This window comes from Polynucleobacter sp. IMCC30063, from assembly GCF_021395235.1.
Classification (GTDB): Bacteria; Pseudomonadota; Gammaproteobacteria; order Burkholderiales; family Burkholderiaceae; genus Polynucleobacter.
The window spans coordinates 34,568-53,670 of sequence record NZ_JAJVCQ010000007.1 but is presented as its reverse complement, the minus strand read 5'-3'; the positions used below and the strand labels follow the sequence as shown (position 1 = coordinate 53,670).

The 19,103-nt window shown below is 46.6% G+C and carries 12 protein-coding genes and 2 tRNA genes; 12 read left to right on the top strand and 2 right to left on the bottom strand.

What is annotated here, in order from left to right:
* Positions 1-77: 77 nt before the first annotated feature.
* A complete protein-coding gene (gene mfd / locus LZG75_RS11765) occupies positions 78-3,629 on the bottom strand; it encodes a transcription-repair coupling factor (RefSeq protein WP_233937632.1) in 3,552 nt (1,183 codons plus the stop codon).
* Positions 3,630-3,652: 23 nt separating this feature from the next.
* Between mfd and ispD the strand changes: the two genes are divergently transcribed.
* The 9 genes from ispD (at position 3,653) to LZG75_RS11720 (ending at position 12,836) form a co-directional block, all read left to right on the top strand.
* Complete coding sequence (gene ispD, locus LZG75_RS11760) at positions 3,653-4,408, top strand: 2-C-methyl-D-erythritol 4-phosphate cytidylyltransferase (protein WP_233923438.1); 756 nt, start codon at positions 3,653-3,655, stop codon at positions 4,406-4,408.
* Between the two features lie 19 nt (positions 4,409-4,427).
* Positions 4,428-4,952 carry a 2-C-methyl-D-erythritol 2,4-cyclodiphosphate synthase gene (gene ispF, locus LZG75_RS11755; protein WP_233937631.1) on the top strand — a complete coding sequence of 175 codons (525 nt, stop codon included), beginning with the start codon at positions 4,428-4,430 and terminating at the stop codon, positions 4,950-4,952.
* A 59-nt stretch (positions 4,953-5,011) separates the two neighbouring features.
* Positions 5,012-5,098, top strand: a tRNA-Leu gene (locus LZG75_RS11750).
* 64 nt (positions 5,099-5,162) lie between these two features.
* Positions 5,163-6,503: a trigger factor gene (tig, locus tag LZG75_RS11745; RefSeq protein WP_233937630.1), complete on the top strand. Its 1,341-nt coding sequence runs from the start codon at positions 5,163-5,165 to the stop codon at positions 6,501-6,503.
* A 17-nt stretch (positions 6,504-6,520) separates the two neighbouring features.
* Entirely contained in the window at positions 6,521-7,171 is a 651-nt protein-coding gene (gene clpP / locus LZG75_RS11740) for an ATP-dependent Clp endopeptidase proteolytic subunit ClpP (protein WP_233923725.1), read from the top strand.
* A 19-nt stretch (positions 7,172-7,190) separates the two neighbouring features.
* Complete coding sequence (gene clpX / locus LZG75_RS11735; RefSeq protein ID WP_233937629.1) at positions 7,191-8,606, top strand: ATP-dependent Clp protease ATP-binding subunit ClpX; 1,416 nt, start codon at positions 7,191-7,193, stop codon at positions 8,604-8,606.
* A 179-nt stretch (positions 8,607-8,785) separates the two neighbouring features.
* Positions 8,786-11,212, top strand: a complete 2,427-nt coding sequence (lon, locus tag LZG75_RS11730; protein ID WP_233923442.1) for an endopeptidase La — start codon at positions 8,786-8,788, stop codon at positions 11,210-11,212.
* A gap of 42 nt (positions 11,213-11,254) precedes the next feature.
* Positions 11,255-11,330 (top strand) — tRNA-Val (locus LZG75_RS11725).
* A gap of 36 nt (positions 11,331-11,366) precedes the next feature.
* Positions 11,367-12,836, top strand: a complete 1,470-nt coding sequence (locus LZG75_RS11720) for a peptidylprolyl isomerase (protein WP_233937628.1) — start codon at positions 11,367-11,369, stop codon at positions 12,834-12,836.
* Here LZG75_RS11720 and LZG75_RS11715 read toward each other — a convergent pair.
* Positions 12,833-13,498, bottom strand: a complete 666-nt coding sequence (locus LZG75_RS11715) for an arylesterase (protein ID WP_233937627.1) — start codon at positions 13,496-13,498, stop codon at positions 12,833-12,835. The two genes, LZG75_RS11720 and LZG75_RS11715, sit on opposite strands and share 4 nt — an antisense overlap.
* Positions 13,499-13,546: 48 nt before the next feature.
* Between LZG75_RS11715 and LZG75_RS11710 the strand changes: the two genes are divergently transcribed.
* The 3 genes from LZG75_RS11710 to LZG75_RS11700 are packed head-to-tail and all read left to right on the top strand — an operon-like array spanning position 13,547 to position 19,101.
* Positions 13,547-14,263 carry an ABC transporter ATP-binding protein gene (locus tag LZG75_RS11710; protein WP_233923445.1) on the top strand — a complete coding sequence of 239 codons (717 nt, stop codon included), beginning with the start codon at positions 13,547-13,549 and terminating at the stop codon, positions 14,261-14,263.
* A 22-nt stretch (positions 14,264-14,285) separates the two neighbouring features.
* Positions 14,286-18,299 carry a phosphoribosylformylglycinamidine synthase gene (gene purL / locus LZG75_RS11705; RefSeq protein WP_233937626.1) on the top strand — a complete coding sequence of 1,338 codons (4,014 nt, stop codon included), beginning with the start codon at positions 14,286-14,288 and terminating at the stop codon, positions 18,297-18,299.
* Positions 18,244-19,101 (top strand): spermidine synthase, encoded by an 858-nt coding sequence (locus LZG75_RS11700; protein ID WP_233937625.1) that lies wholly within the window; start codon positions 18,244-18,246, stop codon positions 19,099-19,101. The genes purL and LZG75_RS11700 overlap by 56 nt, the downstream gene beginning before the upstream one ends.
* Positions 19,102-19,103 lie beyond the last annotated feature (2 nt).

Genomic DNA, 19,103 nt, shown 5'->3' with positions numbered 1-19,103 from the left:
GGGTGAAAGGGCAACTAACTGCGGGTTCAAGTTCATGAAACGTTACTGAGAAGAAGATATAAATTGAGCTGCATGAGTTAAGCCATGCTGAGGGCAGATTCATTTAAGCGTTTTAGCACTTGACGAATTTGCTCTAAGCGTTTTTCCAATAAATCAAAGTCATGAGCTTGAGGAGGAATAATTTTTAAACGATCTTGGCCATTGAGTTGAATATGCGCATGGGTTTGAATAAGTTGAATAATACGTAGAGGATCAATAGGCGGATTGGGAATAAAATGCATTTGAATGGCTAATGGACTAGCATCAATTTTTTTAATCCCATAGCCCGCCATTTCTAAACGTAAGCGATGGGTTTCATAAAATGATTTGGCCGGATCGGGTAAGTCACCAAATCGATCGACCAATTCTTCACGCAAGCCCATTAACTCTGCAAAGTCATGGGTTGCTGCAAAGCGCTTGTAGAGGGAAAGTCGCTCATGTACATCTGGGCAATACTCTTCAGGTAGTAAGGCTGGCACACCTAAATTCACATCAGTTGTAACTTGTAAAGGTGCCAATAAGTCGGGCTCTTTACCACTTTTTAATGATTTAACTGCGCGGTTGAGCATTTCGGTATAGAGCTGATAGCCAATTTCATGAATTTCGCCTGACTGTTTGTCACCTAAAACTTCACCAGCTCCACGAATTTCTAAGTCATGCATGGCTAAATAAAAGCCTGAACCCAATTCTTCCATGGCCTGAATTGCATCTAGACGTAATTGCGCTTGTTTACTCAGGGCATCGGGATCGGGCACCATTAAATAGGCATAGGCCTGATGATGCGAACGGCCAACGCGCCCGCGCAGTTGATGCAGTTGGGCTAAGCCAAATTTATCGGCGCGGTGCATGATGATGGTATTTGCAGTGGGCACATCAATACCAGTTTCAATAATCGTTGTGCATAATAGAATATTGCTACGTTGCGTAACAAATTCGCGCATCACGGTTTCAAGTTGCCGCTCGTGCATTTGACCATGCGCCACACTGATGCGCGCCTCGGGTAAAAGTTCCTGTAAAGCTAGGCGGCGGTTTTCGATGGTTTCAACTTCATTATGGAGAAAATAAACTTGACCACCCCGTTTAATTTCCCGCAACACGGCTTCACAGATGACATCATCACCCTCGCGGCGCACAAACGTTTTAATGGCTAAGCGTTTTTGGGGTGCGGTAGCAATAATAGAAAGTTCTCGTAAACCTTCCATCGCCATACCTAATGTTCTTGGAATAGGGGTAGCTGTGAGTGTCAGAATATCAACTTCGGCACGTAAGGCCTTTAGGACCTCTTTTTGGCGCACCCCAAAACGATGCTCTTCATCAACAATAACCAAACCCAAACGATTAAAGTGGGTATCTTTAGAAAGTAATTTATGGGTACCAATCACAATGTCGGCATCGCCAGCGGCAATTGCGGCTAGAGCAGCGGTAATTTCTTTCGCAGTTTTGAAGCGCGATAGCTCCACGACCTTCACGGGCCAATCGGCAAAACGATCTTTCCAAGTAGCGGCATGCTGTTCCGCTAATAAGGTAGTAGGGGCCAGAATAGCAACTTGCTTACCCCCCATTACGGCAATAAAACTAGCCCTTAAAGCCACTTCAGTTTTTCCGAAACCGACATCACCGCAGACTAAGCGATCCATCGATTTGCCATTGGTCATATCGCTAATAACGGCGGCAATAGCTGTGGTTTGGTCAGGCGTTTCTTCAAAACCAAAGGCTTCGGCAAAAGCGGCGTAATCATGCGCAGAATATTCAAATGCATGACCTCGACGTAGCGCGCGAGCCGCATAGAGATTAAGTAATTCAGCGGCGGTATCGCGAATTTGTTGGGCTGCTTTACGCTTAGCTTTTTCCCATTGTCCTGAACCCAATTGATGTAAGGGAGCCGATTCAGGATCGGAGCCCGCATAACGGGTGACTAATTGCAATTGATGCACGGGTACATAAAGCGTCGCCTGATTGGCGTAAACCAAATGTAAAAATTCTTCAAAGAGGGGTGTTTCTTTAGGTGGCGCTAAGTTGAGTAAGACCAGCCCTTGATAACGCCCAATGCCATGTTCAGCGTGAACTACTGGATCTGCAATTTTCAGTTCAGCTAAATCCTTAAACAACATATCGGGATCGCTAATTTGCTGAGCGCTACCTTTGCGTCGTTGCCGCGCGGTAGCCGTAAAAAGCTCTGCTTCCGTAATTACAATGAGCTTGGCACTTGGCCAGCTAAAGCCATTAAATAAAGGGGCAATTACTAAACCAAAGCTGGCTGTTCCGTTAATAAAGTCGGCTAAGTTTTCACTTTGAGTCGGTTTTAATGCAAAAGGCAAACTATTTTTAGAATCGGTAACTAAATTACTTTCTTCAATGAGTTGTCGAATCGATTCGCGGCGTCCGGCGGTGTCAGCGCAGATGACCACCCGATATTGCTGTTGTGCAACGAGATGACGCAAACGTGAGAGGGGATCAGCATCACGTCGGTGGACTGCGACTTCAGGTACTGGCAGAAAGGGTGGCGTGGTGGATGCTACTGCGGATGTAGTAAGCGCAGTGTTCTCCAGCGTTAACCTTGGGTAAGCCTTGGCCCGAGTAAAGAAAGTGTCAACATCTAAAAACAACGCTTCTGGATTGAGAATGGGGCGCTCAAAATCATGTTTTAAAAAGTTGTAACGACTTTGGGTTTCTTTCCAAAAACTGCGAATACTACTCTCAATATCGCCTACCGAGGCAAGCCAAACACCCTCACCTGCAAGCGGTAAGTAATCGAAGAGCGTAGCTGGCTCAGCAAAAAATAATGGCAGGTAGGATTCAATACCAGCGCTAGGAATGCCAAGGTTGGCATCTTTATAAATTGCACAGCGACTGGGGTCACCCTCAAAGACTTCCCGCCAACGGCCACGAAAAGCTACACGGGCCGCGTCATCAAAAGGAAATTCATGTCCTGGTAAGAGACGAATTTCTTTTACTGGGTACAGGCTACGTTGCGTATCAGGGTCAAAAGCACGAATTTGTTCAATTTCATCACCAAACAAATCAAGGCGAAATGGTAGTGCCGAACCCATCGGAAATAAATCAATTAAGCCACCCCGAATACTATATTCACCTGGACGCATTACGGCACTCACCGGGTCGTATCCTGCTTGCTGTAATTGCAAACGGAGGGCGCTTTCATTTAAATGATCGCCCTGTTTAAAGAAAAAAGTATGGCCAGATAAAAATTGGGGCGGTGCCAATCTTTGCAGGGCGGTAGTGACTGGAATTAAAACAATGTCACAACTGCCATTGAGCATTGCATGCAAGGTTGCTAAGCGCTCGGAGACTAAATCTTGGTGTGGCGAAAATTGATCGTAGGGCAGTATTTCCCAATCGGGTAGAAGGCGGGTTTTAAGTTGAGGAGCAAAGGCAGGAATTTCTTCTGATAGCCTTTGAGCATCTTGTGCCTGAGCACAAAAAACCACCAAGATGGAAAATTGCGCGCGGTAGAGTAAGGCCGACTCTGCCAGTAAAGCCGCATCGGCTGAGCCCACTAGGCCGGAAAAGGTAAAGCGCTGCCCAGCCCTTGGAGCAGGGACGGGGGGTATTTGCAAGATTCCATCAGACATCTGCCGTCATTATAGAATCAGGCATGCCTAATTCAAATCGTGCCTATCACCTTGTTTTGCCAGCCGCAGGAATGGGCTCCCGTTTAGGCGGCGATTTACCAAAGCAATTTCGCCTGCTTGGCACCAAGCCGATGCTTGCTTATGCTATAGAGGCGGCCTTAAATACCCCAGAAATTCATTCGATTTGGGTTGGTTTAAGCCCACAATTTCATGAAGCTGAATCAATTCTGTATTTAGAAGGAATGGCTGAGCGCGCCCAGGGTCGCTTACACCTCTTGCCAACTGGTGGGGCAACTCGTCACGAAACCGTGCTCAATACCTTAAGCGCTTTACTGAATGTACAGATTTCTCCGGATGACTGGGTCTTGGTGCACGACGCGGCTCGGCCCGGCATTACCGTAGGCTTAATTCAGCAATTAATTGCTGCAGTGAATGCCGCTGAAACAAACCAGCCTAATTTATGGGGCGGCTTATTGGCGATGCCCTTGGCTGATACCTTAAAACGGGCCGAGTTAAGTACACGTGGCAGCTTGGCGCAGGCAACCTTGGCACGTCAGCACCTTTGGCAAGCGCAAACCCCACAAATGTTTCAGCTCGGCACCTTGCATAGCGCATTAACTCAAGCGCTTGAAGTCGGTGTCGAAATTACCGACGAAGCCAGTGCGATGGAATTATTGGGCGCTAAGCCCTTATTAGTAGAGGGCGCGACGCGGAACTTTAAAGTAACTCATCCCGCCGACTGGGATTTGATGCACACTGTACTTCTTCACTTGCCTTAAATTGAGATCCGAGAGAACGATGAATTCAGCCGATCAACTTTCAACCGCCTCCCATCATGGTGCGCCGCCTTTTCGCATCGGCCAGGGCTACGATGTGCATGCATTCGTTGCTGACCGTAAATTGATCTTGGGTGGTGTTCTCATTCCCTTCGAAAAGGGTTTATTAGGGCATTCCGATGCCGATGCTTTATTGCATGCCGTAACCGATGCCTTACTGGGGGCTGCCGGTTTAAATGATATTGGCCAGCTTTTTCCCGATACTGATGCCCAATTTAAAGACCTGGACAGTCGTATTTTGTTACGCAGTGCTTTGCAAAAAGTGCAGGCTGCCGGCTTTCATGTAGGTAATGTGGATGCCACGATTATTTGCCAGAAACCCAAGCTAGCCGAATACCTCCCGGCGATGGTGCGAAATATTGCCGCCGATCTTGCCGTTACCCCGAGCCACATCAATCTTAAAGCCAAGACCAATGAATCATTGGGTCATTTGGGGCGTGGCGAGGGCCTTGCCGTCCATGCCGTGGCCTTACTCTATCGGGCTTAAGCCCAGCCATTGTAGAATTCACCCTTTGGCATGAAGTTTGAGCTGGTAGCGTTACAAATGCGAGGATGGCGAAATTGGTAGACGCACCAGGTTTAGGTCCTGACGCCAGAAATGGTGTGGGGGTTCGAGTCCCCCTCCTCGCACCAAGCTGTAGCTTGCTACTAGCTTAAACTTTAGACCATTTAATCGGTAGTATTTAATTGAAGAGGCATGGCTGTGCAGATAGAAAATTTGGGCGCTTTAGATCGTAAGGTAACGTTAGAATTTCCTCGTTCCGACTTAGCTAAAACCCGTGATGCGCGTTTACTTAAGGCAGGAAAAAACCTCAAGATGGCAGGTTTTAGGCCTGGTAAAGTACCCAAGAAAATAGTTGAGCAGCAATACGGCATGCAAATTGATTTTGAAGTGCAATTTGATAAGGCCGCTGAATTGTTCTTTGAGCTCAGTAAAAAAGCGGGCATCGCTTTAGCTGGTCAACCGCGCCTTGAGCCAAAAAGTGAAATTGGTGCAGACAATATTGTCTTCGACGCTTTTTTTGAAGTGTTACCAGAAATTAAACTGGGTGACCTTAGCAAAGCAACCATGACGCGGTACACCACTGCGGTGACCGATGCCGAAATGGAGCGTGCAATTGATGTCTTACGCAAACAACAAGTTCATTACCATTCTCGTGGTCAAGTTGGCGAGCATGGCGATGGTGGGGCCGATACCACGGCTCAAAAGGGCGATCAAGTGTTAATTGATTTTGTCGGCAAAATTGATGGGGTTGAATTTGCCGGTGGTAAGGCTGAAAATTTTGAGTTTGTTTTGGGTGAAGGGCGTATGCTGCCAGAGTTTGAAGCTGCCGCCCTAGGTATGAAGGTGGGCGAGAGCAAAACGTTTGCTTTGCCTTTCCCTGCCGATTATCACGGCAAAGAGGTGGCTGGTAAAACTGCCGACTTTACCCTTACCATGAAAGAGGTACGGTGGGCCCATTTACCCGAGGTAAATGAGGCCTTTGCTTTGACTTTAGGGGTTACAGAAGGTGGCCTTGAAAAAATGCGCAGTGAAGTTCGTGAAAATTTAGAGCGTGAAGTCAAACGCCGCACGCTCATGCTGATGAAAAATGAAGTGATGGGCCAATTAGAAAAGTTATGTGAATTAGAAGTGCCCAAAGCTTTGGTTGCCAATGAGCAAGAAAGACTCGTGAATATGGCGCGCCAAGACTTAATACAACGTGGCATTCCTAATGCAAAAGATGCGCCCATACCTGTAGAAATGTTTGCTGAACAGGCGCAAAAACGCGTACGCTTAGGCTTGATTTTGAGTGAATTAGTAAAGCAGAAAAATTTGGTTGTTACGCCAGAACAAATTAAAGCAGAAATTGAAGATCAAGCAGCAACCTATGAAGACCCAAAAGAAGTGGTCCGCTGGTTTTATAGCGATCCGCAGCGCCTCAAAGACATTGAATCGGCTGTGCTTGAGTCGAATGTTATTCAATATGTTAGCGGCCTGGGTACGGTAACTGATAAAGCAGTGACTTTTGAAGAACTGAGTAAACTAGAGCAATGAGAGAAAACATGATTAGAATGCAACGCAGTACTTACGGTCAAACTCAGTCTGACGACCTCAATGCGAATTTAGCACCACAAGGTTTGGGTTTGGTGCCCATGGTCATTGAAACCTCGGGCCGCGGTGAGCGAGCATATGATATCTACTCGCGCTTGTTGCGTGAGCGGGTGGTTTTTTTGGTCGGCGAAGTGAATGATCAAACCGCTAATTTAGTTATTGCCCAATTACTATTTTTAGAGAGCGAGAATCCCGATAAAGAAATTTCGCTTTATATCAATTCGCCCGGTGGTTCGGTTTCGGCTGGCTTAGCAATATACGACACCATGCAATTTATCAAGCCCAATGTAAGTACCTTGTGCATGGGCATGGCGGCAAGTATGGGAGCATTTTTACTGTGTGCGGGCGAAAAGGGCAAACGCTACGCCTTACCTAATTCACGTGTGATGATTCATCAACCTTTGGGTGGAGCGCGGGGCCAGGCCTCTGATATTGAAATTCAAGCCCGTGAAATTTTATATTTACGTGAACGTTTAAATCAAATTTTGGCTGACCGCACTGGCCAATCGATTGAAACGATTGCCAAGGATACCGATCGCGATAATTTCATGTCAGCCGAGCAAGCTCGCGAATACGGTTTGATTGATAAAGTCATTGATAAGCGTCCGTAAACTCTACTGAGTCCACCCTGTGAGCGATACCTCCTCTACCGATAAGCTGTTGTACTGTTCGTTTTGCGGCAAAAGCCAGCACGAAGTTAAAAAGCTAATTGCTGGCCCTTCGGTTTTTATTTGCGATGAATGCATTGATTTATGTACCGATATTATTCAGGAGGAAATTGCTAAGTTACCTCCTAGTGAGGGGGGCGAAGCAATCCCAACCCCACATGAAATTCGCGCTAATTTAGATCAATATGTCATTGGGCAAGATTTAGCCAAAAAAACCTTGGCAGTAGCGGTATATAACCATTACAAACGGCTTTTGCATTTACCTCCGGTAACCAAAGAAAAAGCGGAAAAAATAAGCCCAGCTGATGACCTTTCTAGTAATGAAAAAGGTGCTGCAAAAAAGAAATCGCAAGACAAATCCAGCAGCGATAAAAAAATGAGCAAAGCGCCTGCTAAAGCCGTGATCGATGGCGTAGAGCTAGCGAAAAGTAATATATTGCTGATTGGCCCCACGGGCTCCGGTAAGACTTTGTTGGCACAGACTTTAGCGCGCATGTTGAACGTGCCATTTGTGATGGCCGATGCTACAACCTTGACTGAAGCTGGCTATGTTGGCGAAGATGTTGAAAATATTATTCAGAAGCTACTGCAAAGCTGTGATTACAACATTGACAAGGCCCAAAAGGGTATTGTTTATATCGATGAAATTGATAAAATTTCTCGCAAGTCGGATAACCCCTCAATTACCCGCGATGTTTCTGGTGAGGGCGTTCAGCAAGCCTTGCTTAAGCTGATTGAGGGTACGATGGCATCGATTCCGCCACAGGGCGGCAGAAAACATCCAAATCAAGACTTTCTGCAAGTTGATACGACTAATATTCTTTTTATCTGCGGCGGCGCGTTTGATGGTCTTGAAAAAGTGATTCAGCAACGCACTGCGAAATCGGGCATTGGTTTTAGTGCTGATGTTGCTGGCAAGGATGATCGTGCCATTGGTGAATTATTAAAAGAAGTTGAGCCAGAGGACTTAATTAAGTTTGGCTTAATTCCAGAGCTGATTGGCCGCTTACCGGTATTGGCGACCTTGACCCAATTAGACGAGGCTGCCTTAGTGCAAATTTTGACTGAGCCAAAAAATGCTTTGGTTAAACAATACCAAGCCTTGCTCGGCATGGAGGGATCTGAATTAGAGGTTCGCCCAGGTGCGCTAGCGGCAATTGCCAAAAAAGCCATCGCCCGTAAAACCGGTGCGCGGGGTTTGCGCTCTATTTTAGAAGGTTCGCTCATGGACGTGATGTACGACCTACCATCGCTAAAGAATGTGCAGAAGGTGGTTATTGATGAAAGTACGATTGCGATTGATGGCAAACCGCTTTTAGTCTACAAGCAAGCCGTAAGCGGCGAAGTTGAAGCTGAAAACCAGGTAAAAAAGGCCTAAAAAGGCTCCAAAAATCGGGATTAAGCGCCCAAAAATTGGTATTTTTCGCATTTTAGCCCTTGCATTTTTTTAAGGCGCACCCATATAGGTAGTATTCTAGTTGTGATGAAGGATGCTTAGTAGTGTTTTTTGGCACTTTTGGTCCTTTGTAACGCATTACTTATTTGGAGGATTTCCGTATGCCCAGCCAGTTATTACTTCCTTCTGAACCGATTCAACTGCCGCTTTTGCCCCTGCGTGATGTGGTTGTCTTTCCCCACATGGTTATTCCCCTATTTGTGGGGCGCCCTAAATCGATTAAAGCCCTTGAGGCTGCTATGGAAACCGGTAAAAGCGTACTTTTAGTCGCCCAAAAGGCCGCAGCTAAAGATGAACCTTCGGTTGAAGACTTATATCAAGTGGGCTGTATTGCCAGTATTTTACAAATGCTGAAATTACCTGATGGCACTGTCAAAGTGTTGGTTGAAGGTTCGCAACGAGCTGATGTGAGCCAAGTTGAAGATAGTATGGGTTACTTTAGTTGCGAGGCTAGCCCGCAACCAATTGCTGTGATCGATGCCCATGAAACCGAAGCCTTACGGCGCGCAATCATGGCGCAATTTGATCAATACGTAAAACTGAATAAAAAAATCCCTCAAGAAATTTTATCTTCTTTGGGCGGTATTGATGATGCTAGCCGCTTGGCAGATACGATTTGCGCCCACTTACCGGTAAAGCTTGAGCAAAAACAACGCTTATTAGAAATGAGCGATGTCGTGCAACGTTTAGAAAGCCTGCTAGCCGACCTTGAAAGTGAAATCGATATTCTGCAAGTAGAAAAACGTATTCGTGGTCGCGTGAAACGGCAAATGGAAAAAAGCCAACGTGAGTATTACTTAAATGAACAAGTAAAAGCCATTCAAAAGGAATTGGGCGAAGGTGAAGAGGGTGCCGATTTAGATGAGCTTGAAAAGCGCATTAAAGCTGCGCATATGCCTAAAGAAGCCCTCAAGAAGGCTGAGTCGGAATTGAAGAAGTTAAAACTCATGTCTCCTATGTCGGCTGAAGCAACAGTTATTCGTAACTTTATCGATACCTTAGTGAATTTGCCCTGGAAAAAGAAAAGTAAAATTAATAATGATTTAACTAATGCTGAAAAAGTCTTAGATGAAGATCATTATGGGCTTGATAAGGTAAAAGAACGCATTCTGGAATATCTTGCTGTACAACAGCGGGTCGATCGCGTAAAGGCACCTATTTTGTGTTTAGTGGGCCCTCCTGGTGTGGGTAAAACATCCTTAGGGCAGTCTATTGCTCGTGCCACTAATCGTAAATTTGTGCGCATGGCTCTAGGCGGAGTGCGTGACGAATCGGAGATTCGTGGTCATCGACGCACCTATATTGGCTCCATGCCTGGCAAAATTTTATCGAGCCTAACTAAAGTGGGGGTACGCAATCCCTTATTTTTATTAGATGAAGTCGATAAGATGGGCATGGACTTTCGGGGTGATCCAGCCAGCGCTTTGCTGGAAGTTTTAGATCCTGAACAAAATCATACCTTCCAAGATCATTATGTTGAAGTCGATTTTGATTTATCTGACGTGATGTTCGTGGCAACTGCCAACTCACTGAATATTCCTGGGCCCTTACTCGATCGTTTGGAAATTATTCGTCTTGCCGGCTATACCGAAGATGAAAAAACCAATATTGCGATGAATTATTTAATTCCCAAGCAAATTAAAAATAATGGCTTGAAAAAAGATGAGCTCAAAATTGAAGAAAGTGCTGTTCGCAGCATTATTCGCTACTACACCCGTGAAGCGGGAGTGCGTTCTTTAGAGCGTGAGTTGAGTAAAATTTGCCGCAAGGTAGTGAAGTTACTCTTACTTAAAAAAGAAGCTGCACCCATTGTGGTTAGTGCTGATAATTTAGAGAAGTTTTTATCCGTGCGCATGTACGATTTTGGTTTGGCTGCTAAAGAGAATCAAGTGGGTCAAGTTACTGGCTTAGCTTGGACTGAAGTTGGCGGCGATCTGCTTACCATTGAAGCTGCAGTAATGTCGGGTAAAGGGGTGATTACGCGGACGGGTTCGATTGGTGATGTGATGAAAGAATCGGTTGAGGCTGCGCGCACTGTGGTACGTTCACGGGCGCGACGATTAGGTATAACCGATGAAGCCTTCGAGAAGAAAGATATTCATATTCATTTTCCTGAAGGTGCGACACCTAAAGATGGTCCATCTGCTGGCATTGCCATTACCACGGCTTTGGTTTCGGTATTTAGCGGCATTCCAGTGCGCGCCGATATTGCCATGACAGGTGAAATTACCTTGCGTGGAGAGGTTCTTCCAATTGGCGGGTTGAAAGAAAAATTATTGGCTGCCCATCGAGGTGGAATTAAGCTGGTGTTAATTCCTGAAGAAAATGTGAAGGATTTAATTGAAATTCCAGATAATGTAAAGAACGCGATTGAAATAGTGCCAGTGCGTTGGATCGACAAAGTCTTGGAATTGGCCTTGGAGCGCAATCCCGAACCATTGCCGGAGCTAAGTGCAGCCGAGCTGGCTAAAGCAGCCGAAGCGAAGGCAGCATCTGCGCCTAATGCTGGGGATGTGATTAAACACTAAATTGGCCTTGAATCGGGTTACAATCTCGTTCTGAAACAGTTGGGGCGCTTAGCTCAGTTGGTAGAGCGTCTGCCTTACACGCAGAATGTCGGCGGTTCGAGCCCGTCAGCGCCCACCACCCCAATCTTTTCCTTATCTGATATTTCAATGGCCTATGTTTGATCTTGTTCGCACCCATCAACGCCTTTTACAGTTCATTTTATTGCTGTTAATTGTGCCGTCGTTTGCGCTTTGGGGCATTTCGGGTTACACCGGTTTTATGGATAAAGCCACCGACGTGTTGAAGGTGGATGGCAACCCCATTACCATGCAAGAGATTGATGCGGCAGCCAAACGTCAAGCCGACCGAATTGGGGTGCAAGGTCAAATAACCCAAAGCTTGGGTTTTAGACAGGCGGTTTTAGATGAGCTCTTGCAGCAGCGCCTGATGGGCTTTGCCCTAAAGCACTTAAATTTACGGGTGAGCAATGAAGCTTTGGCGCAAAACTTAAAACGCATTCCTGAAATTCGTGCTTTATATGAAGCCAACGGCAGTTTTGATGCCGCTAAATATCGCCAATTATTGGCTAGTAATGGCATGAGCGTAGAGCAGTTCGAGGGCTCGCAACGATTTGACTTAATGGCGCAGCAATTAGTCAGTTCGGTTGCCCGTACGGAATTGCCAACACCTAAACTTGCGAATCAGATTACCGCTTTATATGGTGTCGAGCGACAAATTCAAGCATTAGCCTTTAGCGCTAGCGATTACGTCAAAAAAGTTAATCCCAGCGAAGCTGAGATCAAGGCTTTCTACGAGGCTAATACCAAATTATTTGCGACCCCCGAAGAGCTCGATGTGCAGTTTTTAGTTTTACAAGCTGACCCAAAAGAAGATGCTAAAACGTTTGGCGATAAAGCCGATACCTTTGCTAATTTGACTTATGAACAGGCTGATAGTCTGAAGCCCGCAGCCGATAAATTAAAACTCAGTATTCAAAGTCAAAAGGGTATAACCCGTACTAGCGCTGCTAGTTTGCCCAAAAGTAGCCCTTTAAATAATGCGAAGGTATTGCAGGCCTTGTTTCGTGATGACGCGATTAAAAATAAGCGCAATATTGAAGCCGTCCAAATTAGCCCTGGAGTTTTTGTTTCGGCACGTATTACTGAGTTTCATCCGGCCAGTACTTTGCCACTGCAGGATGTGCTGGCTGAAGTAAAGCGCCAAGTGAGCTTGCAATTGGCCGAGAAGCTGGCTACAGCCGCTGCTGCCGAGCGTTTCACAGCGCTTCAAAAAGATCCTAAAAATACCGCTGGTTTTACCCCAGCCGTATGGATTTCACGCAATAAACCTGTTAATTTAAGTGCTGAATCGTTAGATGCGGTAATGGCAGTTGATGCAGGCAAATTACCTATTGCCGTCTCAATTGCCAATACGGGTACAGGTACGACACTTTACGTGGTAGAAGAAGTGCGACCGGCCACTATGCTTGATCCCAAGGTGCAACAAGCCCAGGCACAACAATTGAACCAACTGGCTGCCCAAGCAGACTTTGCCAGTTTTATGATGCATTGGCGTGACAGTGCAGGAGTAAAAATAATTAATCCGCTGAAGCAGGCTAGTGCTAGCTCTGCTGCTGGTAGTTAAAGTAGGGGCGCCAACTTGCCCCAAACATTTTGTAACAAAATAGCTTGTGCTTCTGCCCTTGGATGCAATCGGTCAGCCTGAAATAATTCGTGTTTTTCAGCTACCCCTTTCAAAAAAAATGGCACGATACTAATGCGTTCAGTTGTCGCAATACTGGAATACATGCTGGCAAATTGTTTACTATAGGTCGCACCATAATTACTCGGTATGCGCATTCCTAAGAGTAAGACTTTGGCTTTGGCTTTCAGGCTTAGCTGCACCATGGTGCGTAAGTTTTTTTCTGAGCTACTTAAGGCAAGCCCCCTTAACGCATCGTTGGCACCTAATTCAATAATCACTATTTGTGGTTTTTTTTGCTGTAGTAGATCGGGCAAACGACTTAAGCCTCCCGCGGTAGTTTCGCCACTTATGCTGGCATTAAACACTTGCCATGTGGGTCCCCTCTCATTTACACGACGCTCAAGTAGGCTAACCCAGCCTTCACCGCGACTAATGCCATATTCAGCCGATAGGCTGTCGCCTAGCACCAGCAAAACCGGTAAATTACCCTGACTGCCTTGCTTCGGGGAGCTTGTTTGGCTCGTTGCGCTTGGCTCAGCATGCGCCCGCCCAAAAAACCCCAGCACGAGTAAGATAAGCGCTATTAGTAATTTGCAACGCAACAACTTGCCTCCTTTAAAAGAACAACTCAAGACCTACCTCTCTATTTTATGCTTCAGCCCGTTAATTTTCCTGCTTCGCAACAAGATGCCACTTGCGCCTTACAGGCGGAGCAGATTAATAAAACGGTGCCAACAAGCGATGGGCCTTTAACCATCTTAGATGACATTAGCTTCAGCATTTTGGCGGGGGAGAGCATTGCTATTGTTGGCGCTTCGGGATCGGGTAAAAGTACTTTACTCGGCTTACTGGCAGGCTTAGATACTCCTACGAGCGGCACCATTCAATTGCTGGGGAAACCATTTAGTGCTTTAGATGAAGATGAGCGTGCTCGCTACCGAGGTAAAACACTGGGCTTTGTATTTCAGTCATTTCAATTAATACCACACCTTACTGCGCTTGAAAATGCCATGCTTCCCCTAGAGTTACGCGGCGTCGAGAGTGGATTAGCGCGGGCTGAGGCGATTAACTGGCTAACTAAAGTTGGTCTTCTGCAGCGCTTGCACCATTTCCCGCGAACCTTATCGGGGGGTGAACAGCAGCGTGTCGCTTTAGCACGTGCGTTCATTGGTAAGCCAGCCATGTTATTTGCTGATGAGCCTACTGGTAGCCTAGACGAGCAAAGTGGCGCAAAGATTATTGAACTTTTGTTTGCCTTAAATCAGGATAATGGCTCGACCCTCGTTTTAGTCACCCACGATGTAACTCTAGCAAAGCGTTGCGGGCGTCAACTGCATCTACAGGGCGGGCGGCTACTACCCGAATGAAGACAACTCTTATAATCTAAGGATGCCTTTTTTCCGTTGTTTGCCAGGGGCCGATGCCCTCTCTTCCTTTCGCCAGCAACGGCTTTTAGCTGATCTTGCCAAGCAAGGGGTTCTGCTAGATTCCATTCGCGGCCGCTACCTACACTTTGTCTGGTTGAAAAGCGCTTTAGATCAAGCGCAAACCAAGGTATTAGATGCTTTGTTAGCCTATGGAGACCCATATAAGGCCCAAGAGAAACCACCAAAAGGGGTTGGACAAGCCATTACCATTCCCCGTTTTGGTACGGTCTCGCCATGGGCAAGTAAGGCCACAGAAATTGCCCGCCAATGCGGTCTTGATGTCTTACGAATTGAACGGGGTATTCAATTTACTTGGTACTCTGCTAAGGTCTTAACTACTGCTGAACAAGCGCTCATCTGCAATGTAATTCATGATCGCATGACCGAAGCGGTAATACTTGAGCTTGATCAAGCAGCAGGTTTGTATCAATCTTTAGCTGATACGCCTGTAAAACGTATTGCCGTCTTAGCCCAAGGTGAGGGCGCTTTACAGCAAGCGAATACCGATTTAGGCCTAGCTTTATCGCCGGATGAAATTGACTACTTGGTAACGAACTTTCAGCGCTTACAGCGCGATCCAAGCGATGTCGAGTTGATGATGTTTGCCCAAGCCAATAGCGAACATTGCCGTCATAAAATTTTTAATGCTACTTGGACTATCGATGGCATTGAACAAGATCAGTCTCTCTTTGCGATGATTCGCAATACCCATCGTTTACAGCCGCAGGGCACGATTGTGGCCTACTCGGATAACTCGGCAGTGATGGCTGGGTGCGAGGCAGAAACCTGGACTCCACAGGGTAGTGCGCACCAATACCAAAAAGAAAATTGCTTAATGCACACCTTAATGAAAGTTGAAACGCATAACCATCCTACTGGTATTGCCCCTTTTCCAGGGGCCTCAACCGGGGCTGGGGGAGAAATACGCGACGAAGGAGCTACTGGTATAGGTGGACGACCTAAAGCTGGCTTAACTGGTTTCTCGGTCTCGCATTTGCATTTACCTAATACCGATTTACCTTGGGAGGGTGCGCCTTACGGCAAGCCAGAACGCATTGCTTCCCCGTTGCAAATTATGATCGAAGGCCCGCTGGGCGGCGCAGCTTTTAATAATGAATTTGGGCGAGCGAATTTAGGCGGTTACTTTCGGGTATATGAGCAAACCATTGATGGCGTGCGCCGCGGTTATCACAAGCCCATTATGATTGCTGGCGGCATTGGCAATATTGCAGCTAACCATACAGCGAAAAAACCCATTCAAGCGGGGCACTTATTGATTCAATTGGGCGGACCTGGAATGCGCATAGGCATGGGTGGCGCAACGGGCAGCTCGGTGACCACCGGCACTAATACTGCTGATTTAGATTTTAATTCGGTGCAACGAGGCAATCCTGAAATTGAACGGCGCGTGCAAGAAGTTATTAATGCTTGTTGTCATTTGGGTGAAAAAAATCCCATTATTTCGATTCACGATGTCGGGGCAGGTGGTTTGTCGAATGCGTTTCCCGAGCTAGCCGATGGCGCCGGCTTAGGCGCCGCTTTTCAGCTTCGCCATATTCCGCTAGAAGAAAGTGGTATGAGTCCAGCAGAAATTTGGTGCAATGAAGCGCAAGAACGTTACGTACTGGCTATAGCCAGCGAAAGCCTAGCACTTTTACAGCAAATTTGTGAGCGTGAAAGATGTCCAATAGCTGTAGTTGGTAGCGCTACCCTAGAGCGGCAATTACGTTTACAGGATGAAAAGCAAAACCCAACGGCTGCAGCCGCATGGCCGATTGATATGCCGATGGAGGTTTTGTTGGGCAAGCCGCCGCGTATGCACCGTACAGTTGAGAGTACTAAAACTGTCTTTGCCGACCTGAATCTAACTGATACCGATTTAGCAACTTGTATTGCGTGGGTTTTGCAACAACCCACTGTAGCTAGTAAAGGTTTTTTAATTACGATTGGCGATCGTACAGTAGGGGGTTTAAATGCGCGCGATCAATTGGTTGGCCCATGGCAGGTTCCGGTTGCTGATTGTGCGGTTACCCTCATGGACTTTAAAGCTTATCGGGGTGAAGCTATGGCAATGGGGGAGCGCACTCCCTTAGCTGTAATTGATGCGCCCGCTGCAGCGCGCATGGCAGTTGGTGAAGCCTTAACGAATCTTTTTGCAGCCGATATCGTTGCGCTAGCAGACGTGAAGTTATCAGCCAACTGGATGGCGGCTTGCGGTGTCGCTGGTGAAGATGCTAAATTATTTGCATCAGTTAAAGCATTAGGCATGGATTTATGTCCCGCATTGGGTATTTCAATCCCAGTAGGAAAAGACTCGCTATCGATGGCCACCAATTGGCAAGCCGCCGGTGAGTTAAGGGAAGTAATTGCCCCAGTCTCATTAATTATTTCGGCTTTCTCACCTGTTAAGGATGTACGCGAGACCTTAACACCTGTTCTACAAGCTGATGATGTTTCGCATTCCTTGCAAGATACCGAGCTCGTTCTAATCGATTTGGGTCGCGGTAAAAATCGCTTAGCGGGCAGCATTTTGGCGCAAGTCTTAAATCAGACGGGTCGTTTTACACCTGATGTAGATTCAGCAGACGATCTGAAGGCCTTAGCTGCCGCTCTGATTGAATTACGACAGCACCAGCTGATTTTGGCCTATCACGATCGCTCTGATGGTGGCTTATTCGCCTGCGTAGCTGAAATGGCCTTTGCTTCGCATTGTGGCATTGCGCTTAATGTCGATATGCTAGCGGTAGATCCTCGACAGGAAGCTGACTATGGCGATGCTAAAAATTGGGCGCAACAAATTTCGGGCAAGCGCCACGACCTTACTATGCAGGCTTTATTTAATGAAGAGTTAGGGGTCGTCATGCAAATTAGGCGCAGTCAACGCGCTGCTGTTTTTGCGATCTTACGACGCCTCAATTTAAGTGCTTGCAGCCATGTAATTGGTAAACCCAATTCGACTGGCATGATTGAAATTTGGCGTGATGCCAAAAAGATTTATAGCGCTAGCCGTGAATCTTTACAAAAACTCTGGCAAAACACCAGTTGGCAAATTGCGCGTGGACGCGATAATCCTGCTTGCGCCGATAGTGAATTTGGCTTACTGGATGATCTCAGTGATCCAGGGATGACCCCCATCGTTACCTTCGATGCCCAGCAAGATATATCTGCACCGTTCATACAGAAGGGCGTGCGTCCACCAGTAGCCATTTTGCGCGAACAGGGCGTGAATTCCCATGTAGAAATGGCGTATGCCATGCATTGGGCTGGCTTTGATACATTTGATGTGCATATGTCAGACTTAATTGCAGGCAGGGCGCAGTTAAGCAACTTTCGTGGTTTGGTGGCCTGCGGCGGCTTTAGTTATGGTGATGTTTTGGGGGCCGGCGGGGGATGGGCTAAAACGATTCTGTTTAATTCTCAATTACGCGATCAGTTTGCACAATTTTTTGCCCAAGCAAATAGTTTTGCTTTGGGAGTTTGCAATGGTTGCCAAATGATGAGTAATTTAGCGCCAATAATTCCTGGTGCCGCCTCATGGCCCCAATTTACGCGCAATCTCTCAGAGCAATTTGAAGCCCGCTTAGCTATGGTCGAGGTCTTGCCATCGCCCTCTATCTTTACTCAAGGTATGGCTGGTAGCCAGCTTCCCATTGCAGTTTCGCACGGCGAAGGCTATGCAAACTTTAGCCGGCAAGGTAATGCCGAGCAATTGCGCGCCGAACATTTAGGCCTTGTACGATTTGTAAATCACCGTGGGGAAGCTACCGAAACATATCCGCTCAACCCCAATGGTTCAGCCGGCGGATTAACTGGCGTAACTACGCCCGATGGGCGTTTCACCATTATGATGCCGCACCCAGAACGGGTTTTTCGTACCGCTCAGCTTAGTTGGCATCCGCCAGAATGGAATGCTATTACCGATGGCGCTAGCCCATGGATGCGTTTATTCCGCAATGCCCGTTATTGGGTTAATTAATCGCGGGTTTATGCAAATGGCTGCAGGGAAGTCAAAAAATTTAGCAACAGAAGCTGTAACTTTTTCTGAATCGGGCGGAATTCGCTATTTACATTTTGGTAGCGATCTTATTCAAGGGGCTATGCGCTTAAATGATCCTGATGAAATTTATTTAGATTACAACCAGCAAATGATGGCTTGGCTGCTTTTTTTGGAAAGTCGGCCAGGCTTGCAAGTAGCCCAACTAGGTTTGGGCACTGGCGCATTAGCTAAGTTTCAGTATCGTTATTGTCCGGCAGTAAAAACCACCGCTATCGAATTAAACCCTGCCGTAATTATTGCGGCGCGCACCATGTTTTATTTGCCAGATGATGATCGCCGTTTACAAGTAAAGCAAATTGATGCTCTGGAATTTGTACTTGCGAGCGCTAATGCTGAGCAATACGATGCCTTACAAGTTGACCTATATGATGTGGCAGCCGAAGGGCCGGTATTAAGCTCACTCGAATTTTATCGGGCTTGTTATCGCGTTTTGCGCAGCCCTGGAGTAATGACTGTCAATTTATTTTCACAGCATTCCAGCTTTAAGCGGAATCTGCAGAATATTTGTCGGGCATTTCATGATCGGGTGTTGTTATTTCCCGAATCACATGATTGCAATGCGGTGGCCATTGCTTTTAAAGGCCCGCATATTTATGCGGAATGGAAAAGTATTAAAAAGCGTGCGCAATTAATTCAGGAACAAACCGGTTTAGCTACTGCAACATGGGCTAAAGGCCTTAGAAATGCTAATGCCAGACAAGAGCTGGCATTAGAGATTTAAGG

What these genes read in the sequence shown, in the direction of transcription:
- mfd (WP_233937632.1), bottom strand. Translation starts at nt 3,629, where the DNA reads ATGTCTGATGGAATCTTGCAAATACCCCCCGTCCCTGCTCCAAGGGCT.
- ispD (WP_233923438.1), top strand. Translation starts at nt 3,653, where the DNA reads ATGCCTAATTCAAATCGTGCCTATCACCTTGTTTTGCCAGCCGCAGGA.
- ispF (WP_233937631.1), top strand. Translation starts at nt 4,428, where the DNA reads ATGAATTCAGCCGATCAACTTTCAACCGCCTCCCATCATGGTGCGCCG.
- tig (WP_233937630.1), top strand. Translation starts at nt 5,163, where the DNA reads ATGGCTGTGCAGATAGAAAATTTGGGCGCTTTAGATCGTAAGGTAACG.
- clpP (WP_233923725.1), top strand. Translation starts at nt 6,521, where the DNA reads ATGCAACGCAGTACTTACGGTCAAACTCAGTCTGACGACCTCAATGCG.
- lon (WP_233923442.1), top strand. Translation starts at nt 8,786, where the DNA reads ATGCCCAGCCAGTTATTACTTCCTTCTGAACCGATTCAACTGCCGCTT.
- LZG75_RS11720 (WP_233937628.1), top strand. Translation starts at nt 11,367, where the DNA reads ATGTTTGATCTTGTTCGCACCCATCAACGCCTTTTACAGTTCATTTTA.
- LZG75_RS11710 (WP_233923445.1), top strand. Translation starts at nt 13,547, where the DNA reads ATGCTTCAGCCCGTTAATTTTCCTGCTTCGCAACAAGATGCCACTTGC.
- purL (WP_233937626.1), top strand. Translation starts at nt 14,286, where the DNA reads ATGCCTTTTTTCCGTTGTTTGCCAGGGGCCGATGCCCTCTCTTCCTTT.
- LZG75_RS11700 (WP_233937625.1), top strand. Translation starts at nt 18,244, where the DNA reads ATGGCGCTAGCCCATGGATGCGTTTATTCCGCAATGCCCGTTATTGGG.